24 protein-coding genes are annotated in these 25,521 nt (G+C 56.7%); 17 read left to right on the top strand and 7 right to left on the bottom strand.

From position 1 onward, the window contains the following. Positions 1–23: 23 nt before the first annotated feature. Positions 24–1,025 (bottom strand): nuclear transport factor 2 family protein, encoded by a 1,002-nt coding sequence (locus tag AC2FIC_RS06890; protein WP_496691508.1) that lies wholly within the window; start codon positions 1,023–1,025, stop codon positions 24–26. Between the two features lie 158 nt (positions 1,026–1,183). On the opposite strand from AC2FIC_RS06890, the gene AC2FIC_RS06885 reads away from it, so the two are divergent. The 15 genes from AC2FIC_RS06885 (at position 1,184) to AC2FIC_RS06815 (ending at position 16,286) form a co-directional block, all read left to right on the top strand. Then, positions 1,184–2,233, top strand: coding sequence for an ABC transporter ATP-binding protein (locus AC2FIC_RS06885; RefSeq protein WP_496691509.1), 1,050 nt, complete (start codon positions 1,184–1,186; stop codon positions 2,231–2,233). Positions 2,234–2,316: 83 nt separating this feature from the next. Then, positions 2,317–3,543 carry an ABC transporter substrate-binding protein gene (locus AC2FIC_RS06880; protein ID WP_496691510.1) on the top strand — a complete coding sequence of 409 codons (1,227 nt, stop codon included), beginning with the start codon at positions 2,317–2,319 and terminating at the stop codon, positions 3,541–3,543. A 65-nt stretch (positions 3,544–3,608) separates the two neighbouring features. Further along, positions 3,609–4,637, top strand: coding sequence for a carbohydrate ABC transporter permease (locus AC2FIC_RS06875; protein ID WP_496691511.1), 1,029 nt, complete (start codon positions 3,609–3,611; stop codon positions 4,635–4,637). 1 nt (position 4,638) lies between these two features. Then, positions 4,639–5,520 (top strand): carbohydrate ABC transporter permease, encoded by an 882-nt coding sequence (locus AC2FIC_RS06870; protein WP_496691512.1) that lies wholly within the window; start codon positions 4,639–4,641, stop codon positions 5,518–5,520. 178 nt (positions 5,521–5,698) lie between these two features. Then, positions 5,699–6,688 (top strand): nuclear transport factor 2 family protein, encoded by a 990-nt coding sequence (locus AC2FIC_RS06865; protein ID WP_496691513.1) that lies wholly within the window; start codon positions 5,699–5,701, stop codon positions 6,686–6,688. 132 nt (positions 6,689–6,820) lie between these two features. Further along, positions 6,821–7,351 (top strand): ester cyclase, encoded by a 531-nt coding sequence (locus tag AC2FIC_RS06860; RefSeq protein WP_142639920.1) that lies wholly within the window; start codon positions 6,821–6,823, stop codon positions 7,349–7,351. A gap of 11 nt (positions 7,352–7,362) precedes the next feature. After that, positions 7,363–8,703 (top strand): histidinol dehydrogenase, encoded by a 1,341-nt coding sequence (gene hisD, locus AC2FIC_RS06855; protein ID WP_496691514.1) that lies wholly within the window; start codon positions 7,363–7,365, stop codon positions 8,701–8,703. A gap of 79 nt (positions 8,704–8,782) precedes the next feature. Beyond that, positions 8,783–9,847, top strand: coding sequence for an ester cyclase (locus tag AC2FIC_RS06850; protein ID WP_496870081.1), 1,065 nt, complete (start codon positions 8,783–8,785; stop codon positions 9,845–9,847). 1 nt (position 9,848) lies between these two features. After that, positions 9,849–10,616, top strand: coding sequence for an SDR family oxidoreductase (locus tag AC2FIC_RS06845; protein WP_399169394.1), 768 nt, complete (start codon positions 9,849–9,851; stop codon positions 10,614–10,616). Then, positions 10,616–11,635, top strand: a complete 1,020-nt coding sequence (locus AC2FIC_RS06840) for a LacI family DNA-binding transcriptional regulator (protein ID WP_142639914.1) — start codon at positions 10,616–10,618, stop codon at positions 11,633–11,635. The genes AC2FIC_RS06845 and AC2FIC_RS06840 overlap by 1 nt, the downstream gene beginning before the upstream one ends. Beyond that, the gene (locus AC2FIC_RS06835; protein WP_142639913.1) at positions 11,632–12,606 is read left to right on the top strand and encodes a nuclear transport factor 2 family protein; all 975 of its coding nucleotides are present in this window, start codon (positions 11,632–11,634) and stop codon (positions 12,604–12,606) included. The genes AC2FIC_RS06840 and AC2FIC_RS06835 overlap by 4 nt, the downstream gene beginning before the upstream one ends. A gap of 150 nt (positions 12,607–12,756) precedes the next feature. After that, complete coding sequence (locus tag AC2FIC_RS06830) at positions 12,757–13,719, top strand: cupin domain-containing protein (protein ID WP_496691516.1); 963 nt, start codon at positions 12,757–12,759, stop codon at positions 13,717–13,719. Between the two features lie 58 nt (positions 13,720–13,777). Continuing rightward, positions 13,778–14,902 carry a cobalamin-independent methionine synthase II family protein gene (locus AC2FIC_RS06825; RefSeq protein ID WP_496691517.1) on the top strand — a complete coding sequence of 375 codons (1,125 nt, stop codon included), beginning with the start codon at positions 13,778–13,780 and terminating at the stop codon, positions 14,900–14,902. After that, positions 14,899–15,594, top strand: coding sequence for an alpha/beta fold hydrolase (locus AC2FIC_RS06820; protein ID WP_496691518.1), 696 nt, complete (start codon positions 14,899–14,901; stop codon positions 15,592–15,594). The genes AC2FIC_RS06825 and AC2FIC_RS06820 overlap by 4 nt, the downstream gene beginning before the upstream one ends. Continuing rightward, positions 15,591–16,286 (top strand): RraA family protein, encoded by a 696-nt coding sequence (locus AC2FIC_RS06815; protein ID WP_496691519.1) that lies wholly within the window; start codon positions 15,591–15,593, stop codon positions 16,284–16,286. The genes AC2FIC_RS06820 and AC2FIC_RS06815 overlap by 4 nt, the downstream gene beginning before the upstream one ends. Positions 16,287–16,397: 111 nt before the next feature. Here AC2FIC_RS06815 and AC2FIC_RS06810 read toward each other — a convergent pair whose 3' ends face one another. The 5 genes from AC2FIC_RS06810 to ugpB are packed head-to-tail and all read right to left on the bottom strand — an operon-like array spanning position 16,398 to position 21,498. Further along, on the bottom strand, positions 16,398–17,333 hold the full coding sequence (locus AC2FIC_RS06810) for a glycerophosphodiester phosphodiesterase family protein (protein ID WP_496691520.1): 936 nt from the start codon (positions 17,331–17,333) through the stop codon (positions 16,398–16,400). After that, positions 17,333–18,388, bottom strand: a complete 1,056-nt coding sequence (gene ugpC / locus AC2FIC_RS06805) for a sn-glycerol-3-phosphate ABC transporter ATP-binding protein UgpC (RefSeq protein ID WP_496870077.1) — start codon at positions 18,386–18,388, stop codon at positions 17,333–17,335. Before ugpC ends, AC2FIC_RS06810 begins: the two co-directional genes overlap by 1 nt. Positions 18,389–18,391: 3 nt before the next feature. Further along, a complete protein-coding gene (gene ugpE, locus AC2FIC_RS06800; RefSeq protein WP_271949133.1) occupies positions 18,392–19,228 on the bottom strand; it encodes a sn-glycerol-3-phosphate ABC transporter permease UgpE in 837 nt (278 codons plus the stop codon). Between the two features lie 20 nt (positions 19,229–19,248). Further along, positions 19,249–20,130, bottom strand: coding sequence for a sn-glycerol-3-phosphate ABC transporter permease UgpA (gene ugpA / locus AC2FIC_RS06795; RefSeq protein ID WP_142639899.1), 882 nt, complete (start codon positions 20,128–20,130; stop codon positions 19,249–19,251). 57 nt (positions 20,131–20,187) lie between these two features. Beyond that, positions 20,188–21,498 carry a sn-glycerol-3-phosphate ABC transporter substrate-binding protein UgpB gene (ugpB, locus tag AC2FIC_RS06790; protein ID WP_281972851.1) on the bottom strand — a complete coding sequence of 437 codons (1,311 nt, stop codon included), beginning with the start codon at positions 21,496–21,498 and terminating at the stop codon, positions 20,188–20,190. A 181-nt stretch (positions 21,499–21,679) separates the two neighbouring features. Here ugpB and AC2FIC_RS06785 point away from each other — a divergent pair, with 181 nt between their 5' ends. Together AC2FIC_RS06785 and AC2FIC_RS06780 are read left to right on the top strand one after the other, a co-directional pair. After that, complete coding sequence (locus AC2FIC_RS06785) at positions 21,680–22,585, top strand: LysR substrate-binding domain-containing protein (protein WP_496691522.1); 906 nt, start codon at positions 21,680–21,682, stop codon at positions 22,583–22,585. A 239-nt stretch (positions 22,586–22,824) separates the two neighbouring features. Further along, positions 22,825–24,804, top strand: coding sequence for a bifunctional 2',3'-cyclic-nucleotide 2'-phosphodiesterase/3'-nucleotidase (locus tag AC2FIC_RS06780; RefSeq protein ID WP_496691523.1), 1,980 nt, complete (start codon positions 22,825–22,827; stop codon positions 24,802–24,804). Between the two features lie 117 nt (positions 24,805–24,921). Here AC2FIC_RS06780 and AC2FIC_RS06775 read toward each other — a convergent pair whose 3' ends face one another. Beyond that, complete coding sequence (locus AC2FIC_RS06775) at positions 24,922–25,518, bottom strand: TetR/AcrR family transcriptional regulator (RefSeq protein ID WP_496691524.1); 597 nt, start codon at positions 25,516–25,518, stop codon at positions 24,922–24,924. Between the last annotated feature and the right edge of the window lie 3 nt (positions 25,519–25,521).

Raw genomic sequence — 25,521 nt, 5'->3', positions numbered from 1 at the left:
CTGATGTGCGTCAATCCTGCCGGTTATGTTCGCGGTAGCTCGGACATTCTGGCAAGGATGTCCACGCCCTGCTGTTTCCAGAAATGTAAAAGGTCGATGAATATCCAGTTCTCGGCCAGCTTATCCCCGTCTCGCCGATAGATATCTATTACCCGAAATTCACCGGCTTTGTCAGTCGCAGGCATTCCCATGAACCCGCCAGTTGGACGGGCTGTGAAGTTCGGCCAGCCAAAAAAACCGCCATAATGACCCTCTGCCAGTCGGCATATGTGTTTGGTTTTCGACCGGTCAGTGAAACCAGCACGGAAAGGGCCTGCATGCTGTTGGGCGTAGCGTTCGATCGTGTAGGTCGCCCCGATCCCGGATGGCCCCCACCAGATCATGTCTTCGGACCATGTGCGCCGTAGCTCGTCCTCAAGGCTGAGGCCGCTGTTCCATTGGCCCAGATCGGAGATCATAGAGTTGATGGCCGCCAGAGTCCGCTCTCCTTCCGCCTCAGGTTGCGGACCGACCATCAGGCCGTCATGGGTCATGGGCCCCGGCTGCACGAGCTGCGCGGCTGTCTGAGGCGGGAACGGCTGCAATCCGGCCTGCATCATGAAATGAGGTATGTCGAAATACATCGCGGTTTCAGTGATTTTCCCGTTTTCGACCTTGTTGAATTCGCAATAGTGCAGAAATGTCATTTTGCCGTTTGGCGAGATACCTAGCCAATCTTTGTCGAACAGCCCCATGAGATGGCCCATTGATACAACCCAGACCGAGGTGAAACCGTCCATCTCGTTTTCTCCGGCCATGAATATGTCCATGCGGCGCTGCATTCGGGTCAGGCTTTGTTTCAGCGGAAGCCAGAACTGGGCACCTACGTCACTGGGGCCATGCAGTTCGTCAAAGGGATGGAATCCGCGCCACAGATAGTCATCGGCGCAATATTTCGAGATCACGTCAGGGACCGCTGATTCTTCAGCTCGGCTCAGAGCTTCATAAAGATCCAGAACAATATTTTTCTCGGCTTCGTAAGGCATATTCTTTTCTTTCAGTGCTTTACCAGGAATTGAGCACAGGTTTTCAGTATAGTGAAACGTAGATTTGCAAACGCATGCAAAAAAAGCTTGCCTGATGTTCCATCAGATGTCTATGCTCTTGCAAACGTATGCACGACAAGTGCACATGGGAGGACAGAATGGCCGAAATTCAACTTCGCAGTGTTGGGAAACGTTGGGGATCGTTTGTGGGGGTCGATAATTTCGACCTGACTATTGCCGATAAAGAGTTTCTGGTTCTTCTTGGCCCATCAGGCTGTGGCAAGACGACGACCATGCGCATGATTGCGGGTTTGGAGGACGCCAGCGAGGGCGACATTCTGATAGATGGCGAGCGTGTCAATGACATGGAGCCCAAGGACCGCGATGTCGCCATGGTGTTTCAGTCCTACGCGCTCTATCCGAACATGAATGTTTATGAGAATATCCGGTTCCCGCTGAAGGTGCGCGGCATCGACCCTTCCACGCATGACGAAAAAGTGCGCCGCGCTTCGGCCATGGTCGAACTGGATGACTTTCTGCATCGCAAACCGGCAGAGTTGTCGGGCGGCCAGCGTCAGCGCGTCGCTTTGGCCCGCGCCATTGTTCGCGAGCCAAATGTCTTTCTGATGGACGAACCGCTGTCAAACCTTGACGCCAAGCTGCGTGTTTCGACGCGCGCGCAGATCAAGAACCTCAGCCACGAGCTTGCCGTGACCACAATCTACGTGACTCATGACCAGATCGAAGCGATGACCCTTGCCGATCGTGTGGTGATCATGAAGCAGGGTATCGTGCAGCAGGTTGGCTCTCCGACCGATATTTACGATGCACCCGCAAACACTTTTGTGGCCAGCTTTATTGGCAACCCTGCAATGAACCTTATCGATGGTCAGGTTCAGAATGGGGTGTTTAGGGCTCAGAACACTGAGGTGCATGGGCTGAATGCGTCGGACGGCCCGATTACGCTGGGCTTTCGCGCCGAGGACGCCAATGTCGTGGAAAGCGGCGGCGAGATTAACGGGCCCATCTACACGCAGGAGCTTTTGGGCGACAGCACGATGGTCTCGGTTCGGATCGGTGGCGCGCTGGTTTCGGTCAAAGCCGACAAAACCTATCGCGCTGAAATCGATGATCAGGTTTCAATCCATATCCACACCGATCACTGCCACTTGTTTGATGCGCAAACCGGAACGCGTTTGGAGCGCTGAACAGAAAATCCAAACCCGCATTGCCGGGTTTAATGCAGGTGCAGACTTCGAAGATGCACCCATCTACCTAGGGAGGAATACAAATGTTTCTGAAGAAAATAGCATTGGCTGGGTCCTTGGCCGCCTTTGCCGCCAGCGCAGGTTATGCCTGTGAAATTAACGGGCGCGTGAATATCGTTGGTAACGAATTTGCGGCCATTCAGGCCGTCGCAACCGGCGCGAAAGAATGCACAGGCGCATCGGTCGATTCAAACCTGACCTCCGAGCACCAGACCATCAACGTGGCTGGTCTGTCCGGAAACCCGTCTGAATACACCAGTGCCATCATCGCCAACAGCTCGATCGTGGCGTTGATGAACGAAGATGTTATTCGGCCGCTCAACGATCTGGTGGAACAGCATGGTCAGGACCTGCAGCCAGGTCAGTTGATCAAGATTGGTGATGACATTATGGCCGTGGCGTTCATGGCGAATGCTCAGCACCTGATGTATCGCAAGGACGTGTTGGAACAGGCCGGTGTCGAAGTGCCAACGACCTATGAAGAATTGCTCGAAGCTGCCAAAGCCATTCGCGAGCAGGGCATCATGCAAAACCCGGTTGGCGGCGCCTATGCGTCGGGTTGGAATCTGGCACAGGAATTCAACAACATTTTTCTTGGCTATGGCGGCAGCCACTTCAAAGCCGGAACAGCCGAGCCCAACGTGAATTCTGAGGCTGGTGTAAATGCGCTGAACATGATGAAGGCTTTGTCGGAATACATGAACCCCGACTTCCTGACCCACGATTCCAATGCCACTAATGCCGAATACCGTGCTGGTAACGTTGCAATCATGAATATGTGGGGTTCACGCGCATCGCAGCAAACCACGACCGAAGGCGTGCTTCAGGAAGTGATCGACGGTCATGCGATCGGCGCACCACTGACAGTCGGCGGCGGGTCGACGCCGGCATCGACCCTGTGGTGGGACGGCTGGACCGTCGGCAAGAACATCTCGGATGAAGAAGCCGAGGCTACGTTCATCGCGATGAAACACGGTATCCGTCCTGACATGCTGAACGATGAAACCACGCCGCTGGCGGTATGGTTGATCGAAGGCTACGAGCCTGGTGCGGACGCCGAAGGCGTGTTTGAGGCGGCCAAAATGGGCACACCGCCTTATCCGATGTTGCCTTACATGGGCCTGATGCACAGCGCGCTAGGCAATGAACTTTCAGACTTCATGCAAGGCAAGGAAAGCGCTGAGCAGGCGCTGGCCGATGTCGAAGCCGCATATCGCGCCGCTGCCATCGAACAAGGTTTCCTCCAGTAGGGCCTGACTCGTGCGGGCGTCTGTAATGGCCGCCCGCACAAACCAATTCACGTGGGGATTGCGACATGCGCCATAAGACCTTCCTGTGGTTCTTCCTGCCCACCGGGCTTGCGATGCTGCTGTTCATCGCGATGCCGATAGTCTCGGTGGTGACCCAATCCATTTTCGCGCCTCATCCGGCCGTTTTGTTAGAGGTCGAAAGCTGCACCCCCCTGATTGGCTGCACGACAGAGACCACGATTGATCAAGAGGCAACAGCCGCCCTTCGCGCCGAGAAACCACTGGGCCGATTTGTCGGATTGGACATTTACCTGGACCGTGGCCACCTGGCGATCCAGGAAATTGGCCAAATCTGGGCTGTGAATGAAACCTGGGGCGGTTTCTTCTCAAAGATCGGTAATTTGCCCTTTTACAGGGCAATGGCTTTTACGCTGACCTTCACGTTTGTTGTTACGCCTCTCACAATCATTTTGGGGCTGGTGATTGCGCTGGCAATCAACTCCCTGCACCGAAGTCTCAAAGGGCTGCTGATCTTCTTTTCGCTTCTGCCGATGATCGTCACTCCGTTGATTGGCTCGCTTATCCTGTTCTGGATGATTGACAGCCGCGGGGTCATTGGCAACGCCCTAGTATATCTGGCCGGGGATCCGGATTTTAGCCTGAAGGCCTCAACCGGGCTGATGTGGGTGGCGCTGATGGTTTATGGAGTTTGGCACGCCGCTCCATTTGCATTTGTCGTGTTCTATGCGGGGCTGCAAACATTGCCCCAGGATCAAATCGAGGCCGCCCAGATAGACGGGGCAACCCGCTGGCAACAGGTTAAGTTCGTGGTCGTTCCTCATCTCATGCCACTGGTCACATTTGTTGCGTTGATTCAGTTGATGGACAACTTCAAGGTGTTTGAACCGATAATCGGGTTCAGCGCAGGTGCGCACGCACAATCCCTTAGTACATTCATCTTCAACGACTTAGGCGGTGAAACCCGGCAGCTTTCTTCCGCGGCCGCGACCTCTGTGATCACGATAATCGGAGTCGCCATTCTGCTGTCACCCGTGCTTGTCCGCACCTGGCGCGACTTCAAAGGAGCAAGATAAAATGGCCAGCCGCGCACAAAGAATGCCTAGAAGTCTCCGGATCGCCTCATCCTTATTTGTGATCCTATGGTTCGTTCTGGCCGCTTTCCCGTTCCTCTGGACGGTCTGGGGTTCGTTCAAAGTAGAGTTGGATTTCTTTTCGATCGCCGACTGGACCAATGCCATCACCGGAGCACGGACCGAAGCCGTCTATGGCTCGCCTTTCACAACCACAGGGTACGAGGGCGCCTGGATACAGGAAGAATTCTGGCGGAATGTTCTCAACACAGGGATCGTCTGTTTCTTTGTTGTCGCCATCTCGCTCACAATCGGAACGCTGGGGGGCTATGCTCTGTCCCGGTCGACCTACAACTATACGTTCTGGCTATTGATCACGGCACTTATCTTCCGGGCTATGCCACCGATTACGCTGGTCTCGGGATATTTGCTGCCTTTCTTCGAATGGAACATCTGGGGGATCCTTCCAACCACGATCATCGTGCTTGTGGCGATCAACCAGCCGTTCACTCTGTGGATGCTGCATTCTTTCTTTAAGAACATCCCAAGCGAGCTGGATGAAAGTGCCAAGGTCGACGGATGCAACCAGTTCCAGGCATTTCGTCGCGTGATCATTCCGGTGATGTGGCCAGGGGTGATCACCACCGGGCTGTTCTCGTTCCTGCTGGCCTATAACGATTTTGCCGTCGGGGCGATGCTGCTGTCCGAAAGCAACCGCACGATGGTGCCTGCCATTGCCGCGTTTCTTGGTACAACGCAGACTGAAGGTAACGTGATGTTCGCGGTTGCGGCTGTGGTTTCAGCCACAGTTCCACTGTTCATTCTGGTCATGTTCTTCCAGCGACAGATTGTGGGCGGTCTGACGGCCGGCGCTGTGAAAGGCTAACTCTGATGGGACGCACTCATCCTCAGTCCGTATCTGCCCATGCGCATACAGCCAGACTGAATGTGGCTGCGCGCAGGACCCAGCGGCCGGGACGAATTCCATTTGCTTTGATGCGCGCGGGACCTTGCGGGGCGCTTCTCCGAACACGCCCCGAACAGACCCCATTGAGACAGAGAAGATGAAAAACCTCGACCGCAAACCCTTTCTGAAATTCACCGAAGCACAACGCCATCCTGGCAACTTCCGGCCAGCATTTGACGCTTTCTTCGCCCCCGGTGCACATGTCAACGTGGTGCATCCCTTCAATGAGGTCGCGGGCGGCCTCGGGCTGCACGATCACGTCATCGCCCCGCTCGCCGCTGCCTTCGACGGGCTTTTTCGGCGCGATGACATCGTCATGGCCGGCGAATTTGACGGGCAGGACTGGATCAGCGCCACCGGCTATTTCGTTGGTCGGTTCTCGCGCGACTGGCTCGGCATCCGGGCCACAGGCGAGCTTGCCTATTTGCGCTTCGGCGAGTTCCACCGGATGCAGGACGGCAAGGCGGTGGAAAGCTATATCTTCCTCGATATTCCAGAGCTGATGCTGGCCGCTGGACAATGGCCGGTCCTTGACAGCCCGGGCAAGACCCGCGGCTTCACCGGCATGATTCAGGGCCCTGCCAGCCATGATGGCATCTTGACCACTCCGCAGGATCCTGCCGAGGGTGCCAAGAGCTATCATATGGTCACAGAAATGCTGGCCGGGCTTGCTACCGAGAACGAGGCTTGGCGCCCCTACTGGCATGACAACATGGTCTGGTACGGCCCCGGCGCCTTCGGTTCTTTCGTCGGGATCGAGAGTTTTGCCAGCTTCCAGGTGCCTTTCGAAGCCACCTTTGAAGGCTGGTCTGGCGGCACTGCGGGCAACGGCATGACGGCGCATTTCACCCGCTATGGCGAAGGTAATTACGTATGCTCGGGCGGTTGGCCCTCGTTAACTGGCGTTCAGGTGAAACCTTTCCTCGGCCAGTCCGCAAGTGGCAAACGCGTCTTCATGCGGGTCTGTGACTGGTGGCGCCGCGAGGACGATCTGCTGGTCGAAAACTGGGTTTTCGTCGATGTCCCGCATGTGCTGTTGCAACTGGGCTATGACCTCTTTGCTGAAATCGCCGAGCAGGCTGCATGAGCTGCTCTGCCAGACATAACGCCGTTGCGCGCCATCCGGCGCTCAACCGGATGCCAAGGGATTTTCTGACGGCGGATTAATCCTCGCCCTCCACACAGAAGATCCCTTGGTAACCATAAAAGGAAGAGAAACATGAAGGGCTCCCGCCCCGAACAAGCCGTGCTGACACGTGACACGGACATGAGCAAAACCGACGAGACCCGCGCCGTGATCGAGGGGATGGTCGATGGTTTGAACGACCACCGTATCGAAGACATCGGCGAATTCTTCGCCGAAGGGTTCCGCTGGCTTGGCAACCAGGGTTGCGGCACCAAGACGGGCCTGAAGGAATTCCAGGAAAACTGGCAACGCCCGTTCCAGGCTGCGTTTTCCGACAAAACCTGCATCGACGAGGCCCGGCTTTATATGGGCGAGTGGGCTGCAGCTTTTGGCCGCCAGGAAGCAACCCATTCTGGCGAATTTCTGGGGATTGCGCCCACCGGCAAGCGCGTCGAGATCCGTTACATGGATTTCTGGAAAGTTGTCGACGGCAAGATCGTCGACAACTGGGTGAATGTCGATTTTGCCCATGTCGCCTCGCAGCTTGGCGTCGATCTGTTCCAGGGCAAAGGGTGGGAAACATTTGACCGGGGAGAAGAAATTCCGCCTCGGCCCGAAAATTGAGGATTAGGACAATGGCTATCGAATATCTGAAAAGCGGCAAACCCGAGGCCGACCGGGCCGAAGATGACGCCAAAACCCGCGCTGTCGTTGAAGCGACGCTGAAAGACATCGAAACCCGCGGTGATGCGGCAGTGCGTGATCTGTCGGAAAAGTTTGACAATTACTCGCCGGAAAGCTTCCGCCTGAGCCAGAAACAGATCGACGAGCTGATCGCCTCATTGACCGAACGCGAGCTGGCCGACATCAAGTTCGCTCAGAAACAGGTGATAAACTTCGCCCAGGCGCAGCGCGACTCAATGCTGGATATCGAGGTTGAAACCTTGCCGGGCGTCATCCTCGGCCACAAGAACATCCCAGTGCAGTCTGTTGGCTGTTATGTTCCTGGCGGTAAATTCCCGATGGTTGCGTCGGCGCATATGTCGGTTGCGACCGCTAAAGTCGCGGGTGTGCCTCGCATCATCGCCTGCACGCCGCCGTTTCAGGGCAAGCCCAATGCGGCCGTGATCGCTGCCATGTATCTGGGTGGGGCGCATGAGATCTATGTCATGGGTGGTATCCAAGCGATTGGTGCCATGGCGATCGGTACGGAAACCATTGATCCGGTCCACATGCTGGTCGGCCCCGGGAACGCCTTTGTCGCAGAAGCCAAACGGCAGCTCTTTGGTCGCGTTGGCATCGACCTTTTTGCGGGCCCGACCGAGACCATGGTCATTGCCGACGAAACCGCTGCCGATGCCGAACTTTGTGCGACCGACTTGTTGGGGCAGGCCGAGCATGGCTACAACAGCCCCTGTGTTCTGGTCACCAACTCGCGCAGGCTGGCCGAAGAAACGCTGAGCGAGATCGACCGTATCCTCGGCATCCTGCCTACCGCCGGAACCGCAAAAGTCAGCTGGGATGAGTATGGGGAAGTCATTGTCTGCGACACTTATGACGAAATGCTGCAAGTTGCCGATGATATCGCTTCTGAGCATGTGCAGGTGATGACCGACCGTGACGACTGGTTCCTGGAAAACATGACCAGCTATGGAGCGCTGTTTCTTGGGGCGCGGACCAATGTTGCAAACGGTGACAAGGTGATCGGCACGAACCACACGCTGCCGACCAAAAAGGCCGGACGTTATACCGGCGGCTTGTGGGTCGGCAAATTCATGAAAACTCATAGCTACCAGAAGGTTGTTACCGACGAGGCCGCGGCAATGATCGGCGAATACGGCTCACGCCTGTGTATGCTGGAAGGCTTTGTCGGCCATGCCGAGCAATGCAATATTCGCGTCCGGCGTTATGGGGGTATCAACGTACCTTACGGCGAAGGTGCGGCTTATCGCGAGGCTGCAGACGCGTCCTCATAAGAGTGAGGTAATTGCTGCAGAACTTGCGCTTGGGGTTTGCCCGGGCGTCATGGGTTTTGAAAGAAAAGCAGAGAACACAATGCGAGATTTCGCAATGGACACACATTCTACCCATAAGGCCCTGATCGCGCCATTGCGCGAAGCCATGTATAACTTTGACGAAACCGGCGTCCGAGCTGCACTGCAGGCGGTGATTGCGCCCGATGCCGTCATCCACATGCCCCATCCATTCGGCGACCTGACCGGGCCGCAGGAACTCTATGATGCCTGCTACACACCGCTTTTGAAATCCATGCCCGATCTGGAACGCCGGGATTGGATTGTGATGGGCGGGCCGACGCAACATGGTGATGATTGGGTCTGCTGTGGCGGCCACTACGTAGGCACCTTCGTCGCCCCTTGGTTGGACATCCCGCCGACCGGGCATCTGACCCATATGCGGTTCCACGAATTCTACCGCTTCGAAAATCGCAAAGTTGTCGAAATCCAGGCACTCTGGGACATTCCCGAAGTGATGATGCAGGCGAAGGCCTGGCCGATGGCCCCGTCTTTGGGGCAGGAGTTCTGTATTCCCGGCCCGGCGACGCTGGACGGTATCGTGCGGGGCCCCTGGGATGAGGCAAAATCGAAGGCCTCCTGCGACCATATCGTTTCCATGCTTGAGCATCTGGAAAAGCATCCCAGTCAGGGTGGCCCCGATGTGATGGAGATGGAAAGGTTCTGGCATCCGCGCATGAACTGGTACGGGCCCGCCGGGATCGGCACCGGGCGCGGCATTGCAGGGTTTCGCAACTGGCACCAGATCCCTTTCCTGGGTGGCATGCCGGACCGAGGCAAATACGCCGACGAGATCACCTTTCATTTCTTTGGTGACGGTGATTATGCAGCTGTTACCGGCTGGCCGGACATGATCCAGACCATCACTCATGACGGCTGGATGGGTATCGCCCCTTCTGGCCAGCGCATCACTATGAGATCGTTGGATTTCTGGCGATTGGAAGATGGCCTGATCCGGGAGAACTGGGTGTTGGTCGACCTGCTGGACGTGTACCGGCAACTGGGCGTAGATGTCTTTGCCCGCCTGCGCGAATTCAACAAAGCGCGTGTCGCAGGTGAAATTCCATACCCAGTCGGCGAGGTCTGATATGCTCAATTTTCCCAGCACCCCCAGTTTCAGTCTAGGCGGCAAACGTGCGCTAGTCGCCGGGGCATCGTCGGGCATAGGTCTGGCCTGCGCCGTAGCGCTGGCAGAGCATGGGGCCGAGGTCACATTGGCGGCGCGCCGCGCAAGTGCGTTACAAGAGATAGCCGATCAGATGACTACCAAGGGATGGTCTGCCAAGGTGCTTGAGATGGATGTCACCGATGTCGCAGGAACTGCCGCGGCTGTCGCCGAAAACGGACCGTTTGACATCCTTTTGAACTCGGCAGGGTTTGCACGTCATAGCAAGGCGGTCGAAACGGTGCCCGAAGATTTTGACTCGGTCATGAACGTCAATGTCCGGGGGGCCTATTTCCTAACCCAAGCCGTTGCCAAAGGGTTGCTTGAGGCCGGGCGTCCCGGATCGCTGATAAATATCTCAAGCCAGATGGGCCATGTCGGCGGGCAGGAACGCGCGGTCTATTGCGCCTCCAAGTTTGCGGTCGAGGGCTTTACCAAGGCGATGGCGCTGGAATTCGGGCCCGCAAAGATCCGTGTCAACACGATTTGCCCGACTTTCATCCTGACGGATTTGTCCCGGCCTACATTCGAGGACCCGACCAAACGGGCCTGGATTTTGGACAAGATCAAGCTGGGCCGCCCGGGAGAGATTGAGGATATTATGGGCGCGGTAGTGTACCTGGCATCAGAGGCGTCGGCTTTGGTTACAGGAACAGCAATGTTGGTGGACGGAGGCTGGACGGCAGACTGATGGTTACTCAGAAGGTTACATCGTTGGACGTTGCCCGGCTGGCCGGGGTCAGCCAATCCGCCGTTAGCCGGGTCTTTACGCCTGGTGCATCTGCCTCGCAAAAAACGGTCGCGAAAGTGCGCAAGGCAGCGGATGAACTGGGATATCGGCCAAATTTTCTGGCCCGTGCGGTGGTCTCGGGCAAAAGCCGGATCATTGGACTTGTGGTCGCCTATCTGAACAATCAGTTCTATCCTGAAGCGTTGGAAAAGCTGACAAACAAGTTGCAGGAGCGCGGCTACCACGTGCTGGTCTTCATGGCGTCGCATCAGGCCGGCAACATAGACAACGTGATCGAAGAAATACTGGATTTTCAGGTTGATGGGATTATCGCGGCTTCGGTGGCTTTGTCGTCGGATCTGTCGGATCGTTGTCTGGCTGCCGGTGTGCCGATGGTGCTGTTTAACCGGGTTCAGGACGACCCGGCCATGTCGGCGGTCACCTCGGACAATATCGCGGGTGGGCGCAAGGCTGCCGAATTCCTTTTGGCCGGGGGGCATAAAAAGATCGGGTACATCGCCGGGTGGGAAGGCGCGTCGACCCAGCGCGACCGCGAAGCAGGTTTCAGGGCCGCCTTGCATGATGCGGGGGCGGAACTGCATGCGCGCGGCGTTGGGAACTTCACCAGCGAACAGTCGCGGGCGGCAACGCTGGAGATGTTTGCCTCGGACCCGCCCGACGCCGTTTTTGTGGCCAATGACCACATGGCTATTGCAGTGATGGACACCCTCAGATTCGAGTTGGGCCTAAGGATTCCCGAAGATGTTTCGGTTGTCGGATATGACGATGTGGCCGTTGCGGCATGGCCAACCTATAGCCTGACCACTGTACGACAGCCTGCAAACCGTATGGTTGCCGAAACCGTGGACATTTTGCTGAGCAAAATCGAAGGGCCCGATGTTGGTCCGCACCGATTGGAAATAGATGGACCGCTGATTGTTCGCGGTTCTGCACGTATACCTGAAGGATGGAAGACATGAAGGGATTTGACCCGAAATTCAAAGATTTTCCTGACTATATTATTGGGATCACAAAAGAAATCTGGGAAGATCGGGGCATTGCCACGCTGCACCATTACTATGCGCCCGATATCGTAGTTCGATCCCCGGGGTCAGTTGTCGTTGGCAATCAGGGCGTCATTGCCGCTACCATGGCAACGCTTGCCGAGTTCCCCGACCGCACATTGCTGGGTGAGGATGTGATTTGGTCCGGCACACCGGAAGAGGGCATGCTGTCCTCGCACAGGCTTTTGTCGACTGCGACCCATCTGGGAGACGGTGCCTATGGGAAGGCTACCGGGAAAAAGCTGGTCTACCGTATCCTTGCTGACTGTCACGCCATCAACAACCAGATCAACGATGAATGGCTGATCCGCGACCAGGGTGCGATTGTCCAACAGATGGGTTGGGACCCAAAAGAATATGCCCGCGATCTGATCGCCCGCGAAGGCGGCCCAGAGGCTTGCGCCCAGCCTTACACGCCGGCGAATGATCAGCCTGGACCTTACAAAGGGCGTGGTAATGACAATGAATGGGGTCAGAAATACGCCGACATTCTGAACCGGGTCATGTCTGCAGACCTGAGCGTGATCAGTGCCGAGTATGACCGCGCCGTGCAATCGGAATATCCGCGCGGCACGACTGGTCACAGCTGGGCTCCGGTCGATCGCTTTTGGATGGGGCTTCGCGCCTCTTTCCCGAATGCCGAGTTCAAAATTCAACATCAGATCGGTCGCGATGACCCAATGATGCCGCCCCGCGCCGCGATCCGCTGGTCGCTGCATGGCAAGCATGATGGATGGGGTGTGTTCGGCACGCCGACGGGGGCCGAGGTCTTTGTGCTGGGTATTAGCCACGCCGAATTCGGCCCCTGGGGCCTGCGCCGTGAGTACACTCTGTTTGATGAAACGTCGGTCTGGAAACAGATCCTTTTGAAAACCGGTGATCTGTAAATGTCGCATCGTCTCTCAAATCTGGAGGCTGGGCAGGCCCTGCGGCGTTTTCACGCCCACCGGGCCAGCCTGCGTGCCCGGCGACTGAACAACCGCCCGCCTGGTTTCGGAGTTTGACCGCAGCGAACTCCAACCAAAAGGAAGACAGAAATGAGTACCATCCAAAGCCGCATCGTCCGTTATGGCGAATTGAAACCCTGTAAAACCGCGTTCATCGACGCCCATACCCCGGGGTCAGATCAAAAGGAAAACTTCACCATCATCGGCGGGGGCGTATCTGAAAGCCCCGACCAGCATGTCCACATCACCGACAAGATCGGTTTCAACATCGGTGCCGCAGGCCAACCGCCGAGATGCCGGAACTCTCTGCATAGCCACACCACGGCCGAAGTGTTCTTTGTCGCCAAAGGCCGTTGGCGGTTCTTCTGGGGCAGATACGGATCGGCTGGTGAGTTCATTGCCGAAGAAGGAGACATCTTCAACATCCCGACCGGTATCTTCCGCGGGTTTGAAAATGTGGGGCAGGACTATGGGATGATCATGGCAGTCCTTGGCGGCGACGATGCCGGGGGCGGGGTCACTTGGGCGCCACAGGTTATTCAGGATGCGCAGGCCCATGGCTTGATGCTTGGAAACAATGGGGTTCTTTACGACAGCAAAAAAGGGGAAACGCTGCCGCATGACGTACAGCCCATGCCCTTGCTGACTGAAGAGCAGTTGAAAGCCTATCCCGAGGTCCCCGTCGAAAATGTGATTGGCAATTACGTGGCCCGCTATTGGGATTTGATGGCGCTGTCATCAAACAAGCCTGCCGTTGTGATCGGTGAAAACGGCCTGATCAAGGACAAGCCGGGTTTCGAGGTTGATTTCCTTGGTCGCGGCTCGTGCGTGTCTGATCCGGTCAAAGCCGAAAAGCCGGTGGTCTTGATGCCGGCCAGTGGCCACTGGCGGATTACGATTGAGGATGTCGAAACAACCCTGACAAATGGGGATACTGCACTGGTTCTGCCCGGCGAAAGCTATGGCGTCACGCCTTCGATGACCGGTGACGCGGGGCTCTATCGCGTTACCGCAACCGAAGATCCGGCCGGTACAACTTGGACAGGTGCATGAAACAAACTGCGCTGCCTTCCGGGCGGCGCAGATCAGACTTGCAGAGGGAGAAGAAGGAATGACCCGCATTTCAACCACACATGTAGGGAGCCTTCCGCGTAGTCAGGAGGTCGTGGATTTCATCTTTGCGCGCGAGCGTGCAGAGCCATTTGACGCGGATGCGTTTGATGCCTGCATGACCTCGGCAGTGTCCGAGACAGTGCGCAAACAGGTCGAAGCCGGGGTCGATATCGTATCGGATGGCGAGACGTCGAAGATCTCATACGCCACCTATGTCAAAGATCGCTATACTGGTTTTGACGGGGACAGCCCGCGCAACGCGCCAGCAGATCTGAAGATGTTTCCCGGCTTCCTGAAACGCCTGGCTGATGATGGCGGTACGCCACAATATGCGCGCCCAATGTGTGTGGGTGAGGTGCGGTCAAAAGGGCAAGGTGAACTGCAAAAAGACATCGACAACCTCAAGGCCGCCATGGCCGCGCATGGTGTCGAGCGTGGTTTTATGAACGCGGCCAGCCCGGGTGTCATCTCGCTGTTTCTGCAAAATGATTTCTACCCCACACGTGAAGCCTATCTGGCTGCACTCGCCGATGCGATGAAGCAAGAGTACGAAACCATTGTGGGGGCCGGTCTGGACCTACAGCTGGATTGCCCCGACCTGGCCTTGTCTCGCCATATGCTGTTCTCTGACCTTTCGGACGAAGAATTTGTCAAAGTCGCCAATTTGCATGTTGAGGCCCTGAACCACGCATTGCAGGACGTTCCCGCTGACAAGGTGCGCGTCCATATTTGCTGGGGCAATTACGAAGGACCGCATTGTTGCGACATTGGAATGGACAAAGTGTTCGGCACGCTGATGTCGACCAAATCCCGCTATGTCCTGTTCGAAACCTCGAACCCCCGTCATGCGCATGAATGGACGGTGTTCCGTGACCGCAAAGCCGAAATACCAGCGGACAAAGTGCTTGTACCTGGCGTTGTCGACACCACGACAAATTTTGTCGAACATCCGGAACTGGTCGCCCAACGTATTGAACGATTTTCGAATATTGTCGGCCGCGAAAGAGTGATCGCGGGCTCGGATTGCGGATTTGGCACTTTTGCCGGATTTGGTGCGGTTGATCCCGATATCGCCTTTGCAAAGCTTGGATCTCTGGCCGACGGGGCTGCATTGTTCACATGAAACCACTTGTAATGTTGCCCGGCATGATGTGCGATGCCCGGCTTTTTGCCCCGCAGATCACGGCACTTTCGAGCAGCAATCCTGTCCTCTACGCGCCTATTGGGGGGCATGACACGGTGCAGGCTTTGGCCGCCGAAGTGTTGTCTTATGCGCCCCCGCGCTTTGTCCTTGCGGGTCTGTCCATGGGTGGCATCGTTGCGATGGAAATAATCCGGCAGCAACCGCAGCGCGTCGTCAGCGTGGCGCTGATGGATACCAACCACTTGGCCGAACGGGATGACGTCAAAGCCAGGCGTGGTCCACAAATCGCCTCTGTGTCCAGTGGGGGCTTGGGCCGGGTCATGGCCGAGGAGATGAAACCAAACTACCTGACCGATGGCCCGAACCGCGAGGCAATTCTGAACCTGTGCATGGATATGGCCTTGGGTCTTGGACCGGATGTTTTTATCAACCAGTCCAAAGCATTGCGAGATCGCCCCGACCAAAGCGATACCTTGCGCGGTTATACCGGGCAGGCCCTGATCCTGTGCGGGAAAGATGATGCTCTGTGCCCGGTTTCGCGACACGCCTTGATGCATGAACTTCTCACGAATAGCCGTTTTGAGGTCATCGAGCAGGCGGGGCATTTGCCTACGCTTGAACAACCTGAACTGACGACAGCGGCTCTGAGCCGTTGGCTGGAGGCACAATGAAAAAACCCTTGCTGGATCTTTTGAAATCCGTCGATACCCCCACCGTTTGCAATGCGATCGAAGTGGCGCAAGGCAAGCGTGGGTTCGACAATTTCACGCGGGGCACAATGCTGTGCTCGGATCCCGATGCGGGGGCAATGGTCGGTTATGCCAGAACGGCAAAGATAGCGGCGGTGAACCCTCCCGAAGACCCTCCCGAAGTGATCCGTCAGCGCCGGATGGATTACTACCGGCACATGGCAACGGGCACAGGCCCGGCTGTCACGGTTGTCGAAGATTTGGATTTTCCGGACTGCATCGGTGCTTATTGGGGTGAGATCAATACCACGGTCCACAAAGGGTTTGGCATCAGCGGTGCGTTGACCAACGGCGTGATGCGGGATCTGGGCGATTTGCCGGATGGGTTTCCGGTTGTGGCGGGCTCGGTCGGTCCAAGCCACGGGTTCGTGCATGTCAAAGAGGTGGGCACCCCGGTGACCATCTTCAGCCTCTCGATCAAGGACGGGGACCTGGTGCATGCGGACCGGCACGGCGCTTTGGTGATCCCACCCGAAGTGGTGGACAGCCTGGAACAGGCGATCCGCAAATTGCTTGAAACCGAAAAGCTTATTCTTGGCCCAGCACGCGCGTCAGAGTTCGATTTTGAGACCTTTGAACAAGCATGGGCGGCGTTCGAAGCCTCGCGCACGTAAATGCGGCAACAACCGCGCGGCCCAGCCATAGACTAACCCGACAGCGAGCCGATGTGATCCTGAATAGACCCGTCACTAGCGATGGCGATCGTGTCAGAAATCGCGGCGGGGTCACACCCATCTCATGCCCAAATCCGACAGATGCCTTTGAACCCGTCCAGGATAGTCCGAGACGATGGCATCAACGCCCAGATCAATCATCCTGCTGATATCCGCCGGTTCATTGACCGTCCATACGGCTACGCAAAGCCCAAGTTCTTTGGCAAGCGCGACGTGCTCAGATATCACATCTGCGAAATACGGACACCAAAGCGCGCCGCCCGCTTGCTTGACCATTTGCGGGATTTTTTCGCTTTGGCCTCGAAAGTCCGGACAAACGGCCTTGGAGGAATCCTCGCCAACGTCATCGGCATTTTCGGGAAGCTGCGTCAGGTAAGATGACGGCATGTCAGGTGCCTGCCGCTGACAGACTTCCAACAGGGTCCAGTCAAAGCTGTGTAGCAACACGCGATCGGATAGGCCAGCGGCCCGAACCTGCTGTACCACGCGTTCGACAAAGCGGTCCAGATAGGCCGTGTCATGGGCCAGATCCGGATCAGATTTCAGTTCGAGCATCAGATTGGCTTCGCCGTATTCCGGCCGATTGATCAGATCCAGCAGGTCCTGCAGCTTTGGCACGCGAACGCCGTCCAGTTGGGCCTGATCGGGGAACCGTCGACCATAATCCGAGTGTCCGTCCAAGCGCCCGATTTCGAACTGTTGAATCTGGTCGAAGGACAGGGACGAGACTTTGGGTTCTTTTCCGGTCAAAAACTGACCGCTGGCATCCCGAAAGGTCGGCGCATGCAGCCGATGGTTATGGGTTATGACGGGCACATCATCCGCCGTCAGCACCACGTCAAACTCAAGAAGCGGAACCCCGATGGACAGCGTAAAATCGAAGCCGATCATGCTGTTTTCGGGCAGGACGCCGCGTGCCCCCCGGTGCCCTACTACGCGGATCAGGTTTTTACCGCCGCGAAACGCCTCGACCTGAGGGAATGGCATCAGCCCTCGAGCCTTATGCCAGAGGCCGGGTCAAACAGATGCATATGCTCTGGCGCAACAGAAAAACGCATATTGGGATGACGGCCTTCGATCGGATGAACACCCGGAAGGCTGATCGTGATTGCCGCGCCAGAGCCTGACACCTGACCGTGCAACAAAGTATTCGCCCCCAGCGGTTCGGCTATCTGAACTATGACATCAAAGGGCCCGTTTTCATCAAGGAACAGATGCTCTGGTCGTATGCCCAATTTGAACGGGCCATTGGGCCCGTCCGAGGGGCCAATCTCGGTATCGTTGATCCTGATCTTTCCGCCCTGGCGCTCTGCATCAAAGGTATTCATCGCCGGGCTGCCGATGAATTGCGCAGCGAACAGCGTCCGGGGCGTCTCATAGACCTCAAGCGGGGTGCCGATCTGTTCTGCAACACCACCGTTCATCACGATCATCCTGTCGGCCATGGTCATGGCCTCTACCTGATCATGGGTCACGTATAGCGAAGTGATACCCAGCTTTTCTTGCAGTTCGCGGATTTCCAGGCGCATCTGGACACGCAGCTTTGCATCCAGGTTTGAGAGCGGCTCATCAAACAGGAACACGGCAGGTTCACGGACAATAGCGCGGCCCATGGCAACCCTTTGGCGTTGACCGCCTGAAAGCTGACGGGGCTTGCGATCAAGCAGCGGCTCAAGCTGCAACAGCTTAGCGGCCTCGGTCACCTTCTGGTCAATCTGAGCCTTGTGCAATCCGGCGATTTTCAGACCATAGCCCATGTTCTGGCGTACCGACATATGGGGGTACAGAGCATAGTTCTGGAACACCATCGCAATGTCCCGGTCCATCGGCTCCTTGTCATTGGCGCGCTCTTCGCCAATCCGGATTTCGCCGGATGTCACAGTCTCAAGCCCGGCCACCATCCGCAGCAAAGTGGATTTGCCGCAGCCGGAGGGGCCCACGATCACGATAAACTCGCCATCCGCGATATCGACGTCGATGCCATGAATGACGTCCGTCGGGCCAAAGCTCTTTTTGACGTTCTCAAGGGATACTGTTGCCATTTCTTATTTCTCGCTATCGACAAGGCCGCGGACAAAAAGCTTTTGCATCGACACCACCACAAGGACCGGTGGGATCATTGCCAGGATCGAGGTCGCCATGATCGTCGGCCAATGGGCAAAATCATCGCCCGAGGGGAACATCTGTTTGATGCCCATCACGATGGTGTTCATCTCAGGATCGGTGGTGATCAGCAGCGGCCAGAGATATTGATTCCACCCATAGATGAACAGGATCACGAACAGGGCCGCGATGTTGGTTCGGCTCATCGGGATCACGATATCAACGAAGAACCGCATCGGGCGGGCGCCATCCACCCGCGCGGCCTCGGCCAGTTCGTCCGGGATGGTCAGAAAGAACTGGCGGAACAGGAACGTGGCAGTGGCCGAGGCGATCAGCGGAAAGATCAGCCCCGAATAGCTGTTGAGCATACCAAACCCGGCCACCACCTCGAAGGTAGGGACAATCCGCACCTCAACCGGCAGCATCAGGGTCAGGAAGATCAGCCAGAAAAACGTGTTCCGCCCGGGAAAGCGGAAGTAGACGATGGCAAAGGCTGACAGGAGCGAGATGACGATCTTGCCCACGGCAATGCCAATCGCCATCACCAGGCTGTTGAACAGCATCGTTGCGACCGGGACGTTCACGCCTGAGAACAGGGCCGCCTTGTAATTCACCCAGAACTGATCACCTGGCACAACCGGCATCGGGGGCGAGATTATGTCGGCCTGAGTAACGGTCGAGGCCACAAAGGCCAGCCAGATCGGGAAGAAGATGACCAGAACGCCAAGGATCATAAACGCATGGGTCAGCCACAGGCCCGCACCACGTTTCTCGACCATTCCATGTTGTTGGGCCGCCATCAGTAATGCACCCTCTTCTCAACATATTTGAACTGGATCACTGTCAGCAGGCCGACAACCACCAGCAGGATGACCGACTGGGCCGAAGACGACCCCAGATCTTGGCCCACAAACCCATCGGAAAAGACTTTGTAGACCAGGATGGTTGTGGCTTGTTGCGGACCCCCTCCGGTGATCGTGTGGATCACGCCGAAAGTTTCAAAGAAGGCATAGACAATGTTCACGACCAGCAGGAAGAACGCGGTCGGCGACAAAAGCGGCAGTACGATGGTAAAGAACCGGCGCCAAAAATGGGCCCCATCAATCGCCGCCGCTTCGATGACCGAGCGGGGCACGGATTGCAGCGCCGCAAAGAAGAACAGAAAGTTATAGCTGATGCGCCCCCAGGCCGAGGCGACAACGACCAGCCCCATGGCCTCGGCATCGTTCAGGACGTGGTTCCAGTCATAGCCGAGCTGGCCCAGATACCATGCGACCACACCAACGCGGGTGTTGAACATGAACAGCCACAGCACACCCGCCACCGCGGGGGCAACCGCATAGGGCCAGATCAACAAGGTCCGATACACGCCCGAGCCCTTGATCAGTCGATCTGCGATGACTGCCAGGAACAAGGCCGGGATCATCGAGCACAGGGTCACAAGCGTAGAAAACACCGCCGTCGTCACGAATGAGGCGCGGTAGTATTTATCGCTCAGCAGGAATTCGAAATTGCCCAAGCCCACGAACTGAGAAGACAACCCGAACGGGTCGGGAATGAACAACGATTGCCAAACGGCCTGACCAGCAGGATAGAAAAAGAAGACGGCGGAAATGATGACCTGCGGGGCGATCAGCGCAAGCGGCAGCAGCCAGCCGCGAAAAATGACGCGTTTTTCCATTCTATTGGCCCACCAGAGTAGAATGCGGGCCCAACGAGGCCCGCATCAGATTACGACTTATTGATTGGCGGATTCGAACCGGCGCAGCAGCGCGTCGCCGCGTTCCTTCGCACTGTCCATCGCCTCTTGGGCGGTCTTTTCACCGGCCCAGATGGCCTCAAGCTCTTCGTCGATGATGCCACGGATCTGGTCGAATGATCCCAGACGCAGACCTTTCGAGTTTGCCGTCGGCTCTTTCGCGGTCATCTGGATGACGGCGATGTCGGTGCCTGGGTTTTCGTCATAGAAACCAGACGCTCGGGTCGCTTCGCCCGCCTCGGTGGTGATGGGCAGATAGCCGGTGTTCTGGTGCCAGGCTGCCTGAACGTCAGACGAGGACAGGAAGCTGAGGAATTCGCCGACGCCTTTGTATTCATCGGCCTCATGACCTTCCATGACCCACAGTGAGGCACCACCGATGATGGTGTTCTGCGGCTCGGCCGTGACAGCTTCCCAATAGGGCAGCGGACGCACGTCGAAATCAAACTCGGCTTCGGCTTTGATCCCAGCGTATCCTGCCGAGCTTTCGGTGAACAGGGCGCATTCGCCGGACCGGAAGTTCGCGCCACCTTCGTTGCGGCGGCCCGTGTAGATGAATTTGCCGTCCTTGGCCCAGTCACCCATCGCGGTCAGGTGCGCAACCTGGGCCGGGCCGTTCAGCATCAGCTCGGTATCCAGACCGGCAAAGCCGTTATCCTGCGATGCGAAGGGGACGTCGTGATAGGCTGACAGGTTCTCAAGATGAATCCAGCTTTGCCATGCAGTGACCAACGGGCAATCTTCACCACCGGCCTTAAGCTGATCCAGCGTGTCCCCGACCTTTTCCCAGGTCGACAGATCGGTGTCGGGATCAACGCCCGCCGCTTCGAAGGCGTTGCGGTTGACCCATAGAACCGGCGTGGACGAGTTGAAGGGCAGAGATAGCATGTCGCCATCCGTGGTCGTATAATACCCTTTGACAGAACCGATATAAGCGTCCGGATCAAATGACGCACCGCTTTCGGCCATTACCTCATAGACCGGTTTGATCGCGCCCTGGGCCGACATCATAGTTGCGGTGCCAACTTCGAATACCATCAGGATCTGCGGTTGTTCACCGGCGCGGAAGGCGGCGATGCCTGCATTCAGGGTTTCCGAATAGTTGCCCTTGTGGCTTTCAACCACGACATATTCATCCTGGCTGGCGTTGAATTCTTCAACCTGAGCTTTCACAAGCTCACCCAGGCGGCCGGTAAAGGCATGCCAGAACTGAACTTCGGTTTGCGCCATTGCCGCGATCGGCGACAAGGCTGTTGATACGGCAAGAGCGCCAAGCAATTTCGTTTTCATGATTCCTCCCATGCATCAAAGGCGATGCTTCGTTGAATACCGAGCGCTACGCGTAATCGGCACACATGACGATTTCACGACGTTAACGTTACAGAAATATAATTCAAGCCTGATTTTCTGGCAAAAAATATAATACGATGTTATGAACTGACCGAGGTTTGCAGCAAAAACAGGACGCTCCATGAGCCAAACCCTGAGAATTAGGCAGCTTGAGGCACTTATGGCGGTGACCGTTAATGGCTCGGTCACGGCTGCCGCATCCGATCTGGGGGTCAGCCAGCCTGCGGTCAGCAGGTTGCTTTCAGACTTGGAAAAATCGCTTGGGTTTCAACTGTTCGACCGCCGCGAAGGTCGATTGGTCCCAACGCAGGAAGTTCGCTATCTGCAACCCAGCGTAGAGCGCGTGCTGGAACTGATGCGGCAGATTTCGGATGTCAGTCAGGACATCACGCAACGCAAAGCCGGGCATATTCGCGTCGCCTGCCTTCCTGGCTTCGCCACCAGTCACTTACCAGATGTTGTTGCCGGATTTCTGAGCGACCGGCCTGGCGTCACCATGACGATAGAGCCGGATAGGCCCGAGCGCATCCTGGAGTGGATGATCGGCGAGCAATATGATTTCGGAATCACAGATGGGTTTAATGGCCACCCGGCTGTCGAAAGCACCCATATTGATATCCGCACAGTTTGCGTCTTTCCCGCAGGCCATGCGCTGGAAGACCTTTCGACCGTGACACCGGCAGATATTGCCGATCAGAAGATCATCCACACCCGGCGCGACAGCGACTTTTTCGCGCGCCTGTCGCGTGCATTTCAAAACTCGAATGTCGAACTGAACTCGCATATCGAGGTTCGGCAATTCACGGCCGCTTGCGAATTGGTGGTGAAGGGCGTTGGGGTGTCTGTTGTTAGCGAACTGGACGCAGTACAATATCAGAACAGGGGGTTGAGCTATCGGCCTTTCAGGCCATTTCTGCCTCATACGCTGTCGCTGGTGCGACCGGTTTTGAAGCAACCATCGCTGGTCACGCTGGAATTCATAGAACAGTTCAGCGACAGCCTTGGACCTTTCATCGCCGATCCTTAGCTGGATACAGCCGAAAGCGTTGCCCGATTGATTGCCTGAACGCGGCTTTGGGCATTGGCAAGATTTTACAAAAATCGAATTGAGACCCCGGGATTGCTTTACGCGCCCTGAAACTTGTGGGCAAACTGACTTGGTTCATGCCCAGTTCGACGCGTGGCAGGACCTGCCAGCCAGTGTCACACCACTGTTTCGCAGGGCCTGCACAAGTCGCGTCGACAAACGAAAATGAAAGGTGTCACATGCCATTTTCCAACCCCAGCTTGATGTCCCGCCGTCAGTTCCTTGCGACCACTACCGCCAGCGCCGCGGCCATTACACTTCATCCTTTTTCTGCGGCGGCTGCCAATAATCAGGCGCATTTACGGATAATGGAGACGACGGACATTCATGTGCATGTCTTCCCTTACGATTATTACGCCGACAAGCCTCGCGACACGGTAGGCCTGTCCCGCACCGCTTCGATCATCAACGGCATCCGGTCCGAGGCGACGAATTCTCTGCTGGTCGATAACGGAGACTTTCTGCAGGGCAACCCAATGGGCGATTACATCGCCTATGAGCGGGGGATGAAAGAGGGCGACAGCCACCCGATTATCACCGCCTTCAACACAGTCGGTTATGACGCCGCCACATTGGGCAATCACGAATTCAACTACGGTTTGGACTTTTTGGAAAAGGCGCTTGCTGGCGCGGATTTCCCGGTTGTTCTGGCCAACGTCGCAAAGGAACAGGGGGCAAACCCGCGTGAGGATAAAACGCTGGTCAAACCCTATGCGATTCTCGACCGCGAGATTGAAATGGGCGATGGCAGCAAACACCCGATCAAGGTCGGCGTCATTGGGTTTACGCCGCCGCAAGTCATGAACTGGGACCGCAAGCATCTCGAAGGCAACGTGCAGGCCCGCGACATTGTCGAGACAGCGCAAGCCTATGTGCCTGAGATGAAAGAGCAGGGTTGCGACTTGATCATCGCGCTTTCGCATTCGGGGATTGGCGATGCCGACCATTCCGACGGTATGGAAAACGCCTCGGTCGTGCTGGCCGGTGTTGACGGGATTGACGCGCTGGTGACCGGTCACAACCACCTTGTTTTCCCGTCCGAGACATTTGCCGACCGTCCCGGTATTGACGTTGTAAAAGGGACGTTGATGGGCAAACCCGCCGTCATGGGCGGGTTCTGGGGATCACATCTTGGCCTTCTGGACCTGCTGCTGGAGCGCGATGGGAACGAGTGGCGTGTGGTGACCACAACGTCTGAGGCGCGCCCGATTTCGGTTCGCAACGAAGATCGCTCGATCACGGCGCTGGTCGAGGACGATCAGGCCGTGCTGGCCTCGGTCGCGAAAGACCATGACGAAACCCTGGCCTATGTGCGCCGAGCGGTCGGCAAGACGTCGGCCCCGCTGCACAGCTATTTCGCGCTGGTAGCGGATGATCCATCTGTACAGATCGTGTCGATAGCGCAGAAATGGTACGTCGAAGAAATGATGAAGGGCACGGAACACGAAGGCCTGCCCATTCTGTCAGCCGCGGCACCATTCAAGGCCGGCGGTCGTGGTGGCCCGGAATATTACACCGATGTCCCGGTGGGTGACGTTGCCATCAAGAACGTGGCCGACCTTTACCTTTATCCCAACACCGTGCGCGCCGTACGGGTGAACGGAGCGCAGGTCCGAGGTTGGCTGGAGCGGTCTGCCGGGATGTTCAATCAGGTCGAACCGGGCGCAAGCGACGCGGTCCTGCTGAACCCAGAGTTTCCGTCTTATAATTTCGACGTGATGGACGGCGTCACCTATCAGATCGACCTGTCCCAGCCATCGCGGTTTGGACCCAAGGGTGAAGAGGTCAACCCTGGCGCGGCCCGGATCGTGGACCTTGCCTTCAATGGTTCTCCGGTCACGGATGACATGGAGTTCATTATCGCCACCAACAATTACCGAGCGTCCGGTGGCGGATCTTTCCCCGGCGCGATGGGCGACACGGTTGTGTTCGAGGCGCCGGACACCAACCGCGACGTGATTGTCCGCTATATCGTCGAACAGGGCACGATTGACCCCAAAGCAGATGCCAACTGGTCGTTTGCGCCGCTGGACGGCACCACGGTCCTGTTCGAAACAGGCCCGAAGGCGCGTGACTATATGAGTGACGTCAAAGGTGTTTCGATCGAGGATGTCGGTGAGGGCGCAGATGGTTTTGCGGCCTTCCGCATCCAGCTGTAACAGATTGAAAGCAGGCTTATCCCCCTAATTTCTGACCCAATGGTATGGATCGGAGTTGGGGGGTGAGCCTAAATTATTCTGTCAGGCAACTGTCCTGCGAAGCGGCCCGTCCTGGGTCTAGAGTTTGCGTATTCCGTGGAGCGTTAGGGTGCTGACCAAATCAGCGTAATCCTCACGTGCTTTGGTGCCCGCGCCGGAGTTCCACATGTAATACCAGTTCAGCATGCCAAAAACTGACATCGTGGCGCCGCGCAGCTTGTCCTTGTCATCGCCGAACGACTCCGGGGACAGGTCTTTCAATATGTCCCGCACGACATTCACCAGATCCAACTGATACCCGCGCAACAGCTTTTGCTGATCGTCGCTCAGGGCGTTCATGCCGCTGATCTGCACCCGATGTTCATCATCCGCGCCCTGATAGGCGAACAGGATTTCACGCACGGTCTTTCGCAGCCTTTCTTCGGGCGTCAGGCCCGTCAGATCAACCTCGCAGATGCGATCGCGCAGCTCACGCAGATAGGTTTCGAGGATGTCATACAGGATGGCATCCTTGCTGTCGTAATAGTGGTAGATGTTCGCCTTGGAGATTCCGCACTCATTGGCCAAAAGGGTCATCGAAGCGCGATCAAACCCCTGGTCGGCAAACACTTTGGCTGCCGTTTTCAGGATTTGTTCCCGCTTTTGGTCGTGGTCTTTTGCGATTGTCCGGGCCAAGGC

This window comes from Ruegeria sp. CDSC079 (genome assembly GCF_059610505.1).
The sequence above is the reverse complement of the archived record's forward strand: the minus strand, read 5'-3'. Positions and strand labels throughout refer to the sequence as shown.

Bases quoted from the DNA above. Each gene is read 5' to 3' on its own strand.
- AC2FIC_RS06890 (WP_496691508.1), bottom strand. From the start codon at position 1,025: ATGCCTTACGAAGCCGAGAAAAATATTGTTCTGGATCTTTATGAAGCT.
- AC2FIC_RS06885 (WP_496691509.1), top strand. From the start codon at position 1,184: ATGGCCGAAATTCAACTTCGCAGTGTTGGGAAACGTTGGGGATCGTTT.
- AC2FIC_RS06880 (WP_496691510.1), top strand. From the start codon at position 2,317: ATGTTTCTGAAGAAAATAGCATTGGCTGGGTCCTTGGCCGCCTTTGCC.
- AC2FIC_RS06875 (WP_496691511.1), top strand. From the start codon at position 3,609: ATGCGCCATAAGACCTTCCTGTGGTTCTTCCTGCCCACCGGGCTTGCG.
- AC2FIC_RS06870 (WP_496691512.1), top strand. From the start codon at position 4,639: ATGGCCAGCCGCGCACAAAGAATGCCTAGAAGTCTCCGGATCGCCTCA.
- AC2FIC_RS06865 (WP_496691513.1), top strand. From the start codon at position 5,699: ATGAAAAACCTCGACCGCAAACCCTTTCTGAAATTCACCGAAGCACAA.
- AC2FIC_RS06860 (WP_142639920.1), top strand. From the start codon at position 6,821: ATGAAGGGCTCCCGCCCCGAACAAGCCGTGCTGACACGTGACACGGAC.
- hisD (WP_496691514.1), top strand. From the start codon at position 7,363: ATGGCTATCGAATATCTGAAAAGCGGCAAACCCGAGGCCGACCGGGCC.
- AC2FIC_RS06850 (WP_496870081.1), top strand. From the start codon at position 8,783: ATGCGAGATTTCGCAATGGACACACATTCTACCCATAAGGCCCTGATC.
- AC2FIC_RS06845 (WP_399169394.1), top strand. From the start codon at position 9,849: ATGCTCAATTTTCCCAGCACCCCCAGTTTCAGTCTAGGCGGCAAACGT.
- AC2FIC_RS06840 (WP_142639914.1), top strand. From the start codon at position 10,616: ATGGTTACTCAGAAGGTTACATCGTTGGACGTTGCCCGGCTGGCCGGG.
- AC2FIC_RS06835 (WP_142639913.1), top strand. From the start codon at position 11,632: ATGAAGGGATTTGACCCGAAATTCAAAGATTTTCCTGACTATATTATT.
- AC2FIC_RS06830 (WP_496691516.1), top strand. From the start codon at position 12,757: ATGAGTACCATCCAAAGCCGCATCGTCCGTTATGGCGAATTGAAACCC.
- AC2FIC_RS06825 (WP_496691517.1), top strand. From the start codon at position 13,778: ATGACCCGCATTTCAACCACACATGTAGGGAGCCTTCCGCGTAGTCAG.
- AC2FIC_RS06820 (WP_496691518.1), top strand. From the start codon at position 14,899: ATGAAACCACTTGTAATGTTGCCCGGCATGATGTGCGATGCCCGGCTT.
- AC2FIC_RS06815 (WP_496691519.1), top strand. From the start codon at position 15,591: ATGAAAAAACCCTTGCTGGATCTTTTGAAATCCGTCGATACCCCCACC.
- AC2FIC_RS06810 (WP_496691520.1), bottom strand. From the start codon at position 17,333: ATGCCATTCCCTCAGGTCGAGGCGTTTCGCGGCGGTAAAAACCTGATC.
- ugpC (WP_496870077.1), bottom strand. From the start codon at position 18,388: ATGGCAACAGTATCCCTTGAGAACGTCAAAAAGAGCTTTGGCCCGACG.
- ugpE (WP_271949133.1), bottom strand. From the start codon at position 19,228: ATGGTCGAGAAACGTGGTGCGGGCCTGTGGCTGACCCATGCGTTTATG.
- ugpA (WP_142639899.1), bottom strand. From the start codon at position 20,130: ATGGAAAAACGCGTCATTTTTCGCGGCTGGCTGCTGCCGCTTGCGCTG.
- ugpB (WP_281972851.1), bottom strand. From the start codon at position 21,498: ATGAAAACGAAATTGCTTGGCGCTCTTGCCGTATCAACAGCCTTGTCG.
- AC2FIC_RS06785 (WP_496691522.1), top strand. From the start codon at position 21,680: ATGAGCCAAACCCTGAGAATTAGGCAGCTTGAGGCACTTATGGCGGTG.
- AC2FIC_RS06780 (WP_496691523.1), top strand. From the start codon at position 22,825: ATGCCATTTTCCAACCCCAGCTTGATGTCCCGCCGTCAGTTCCTTGCG.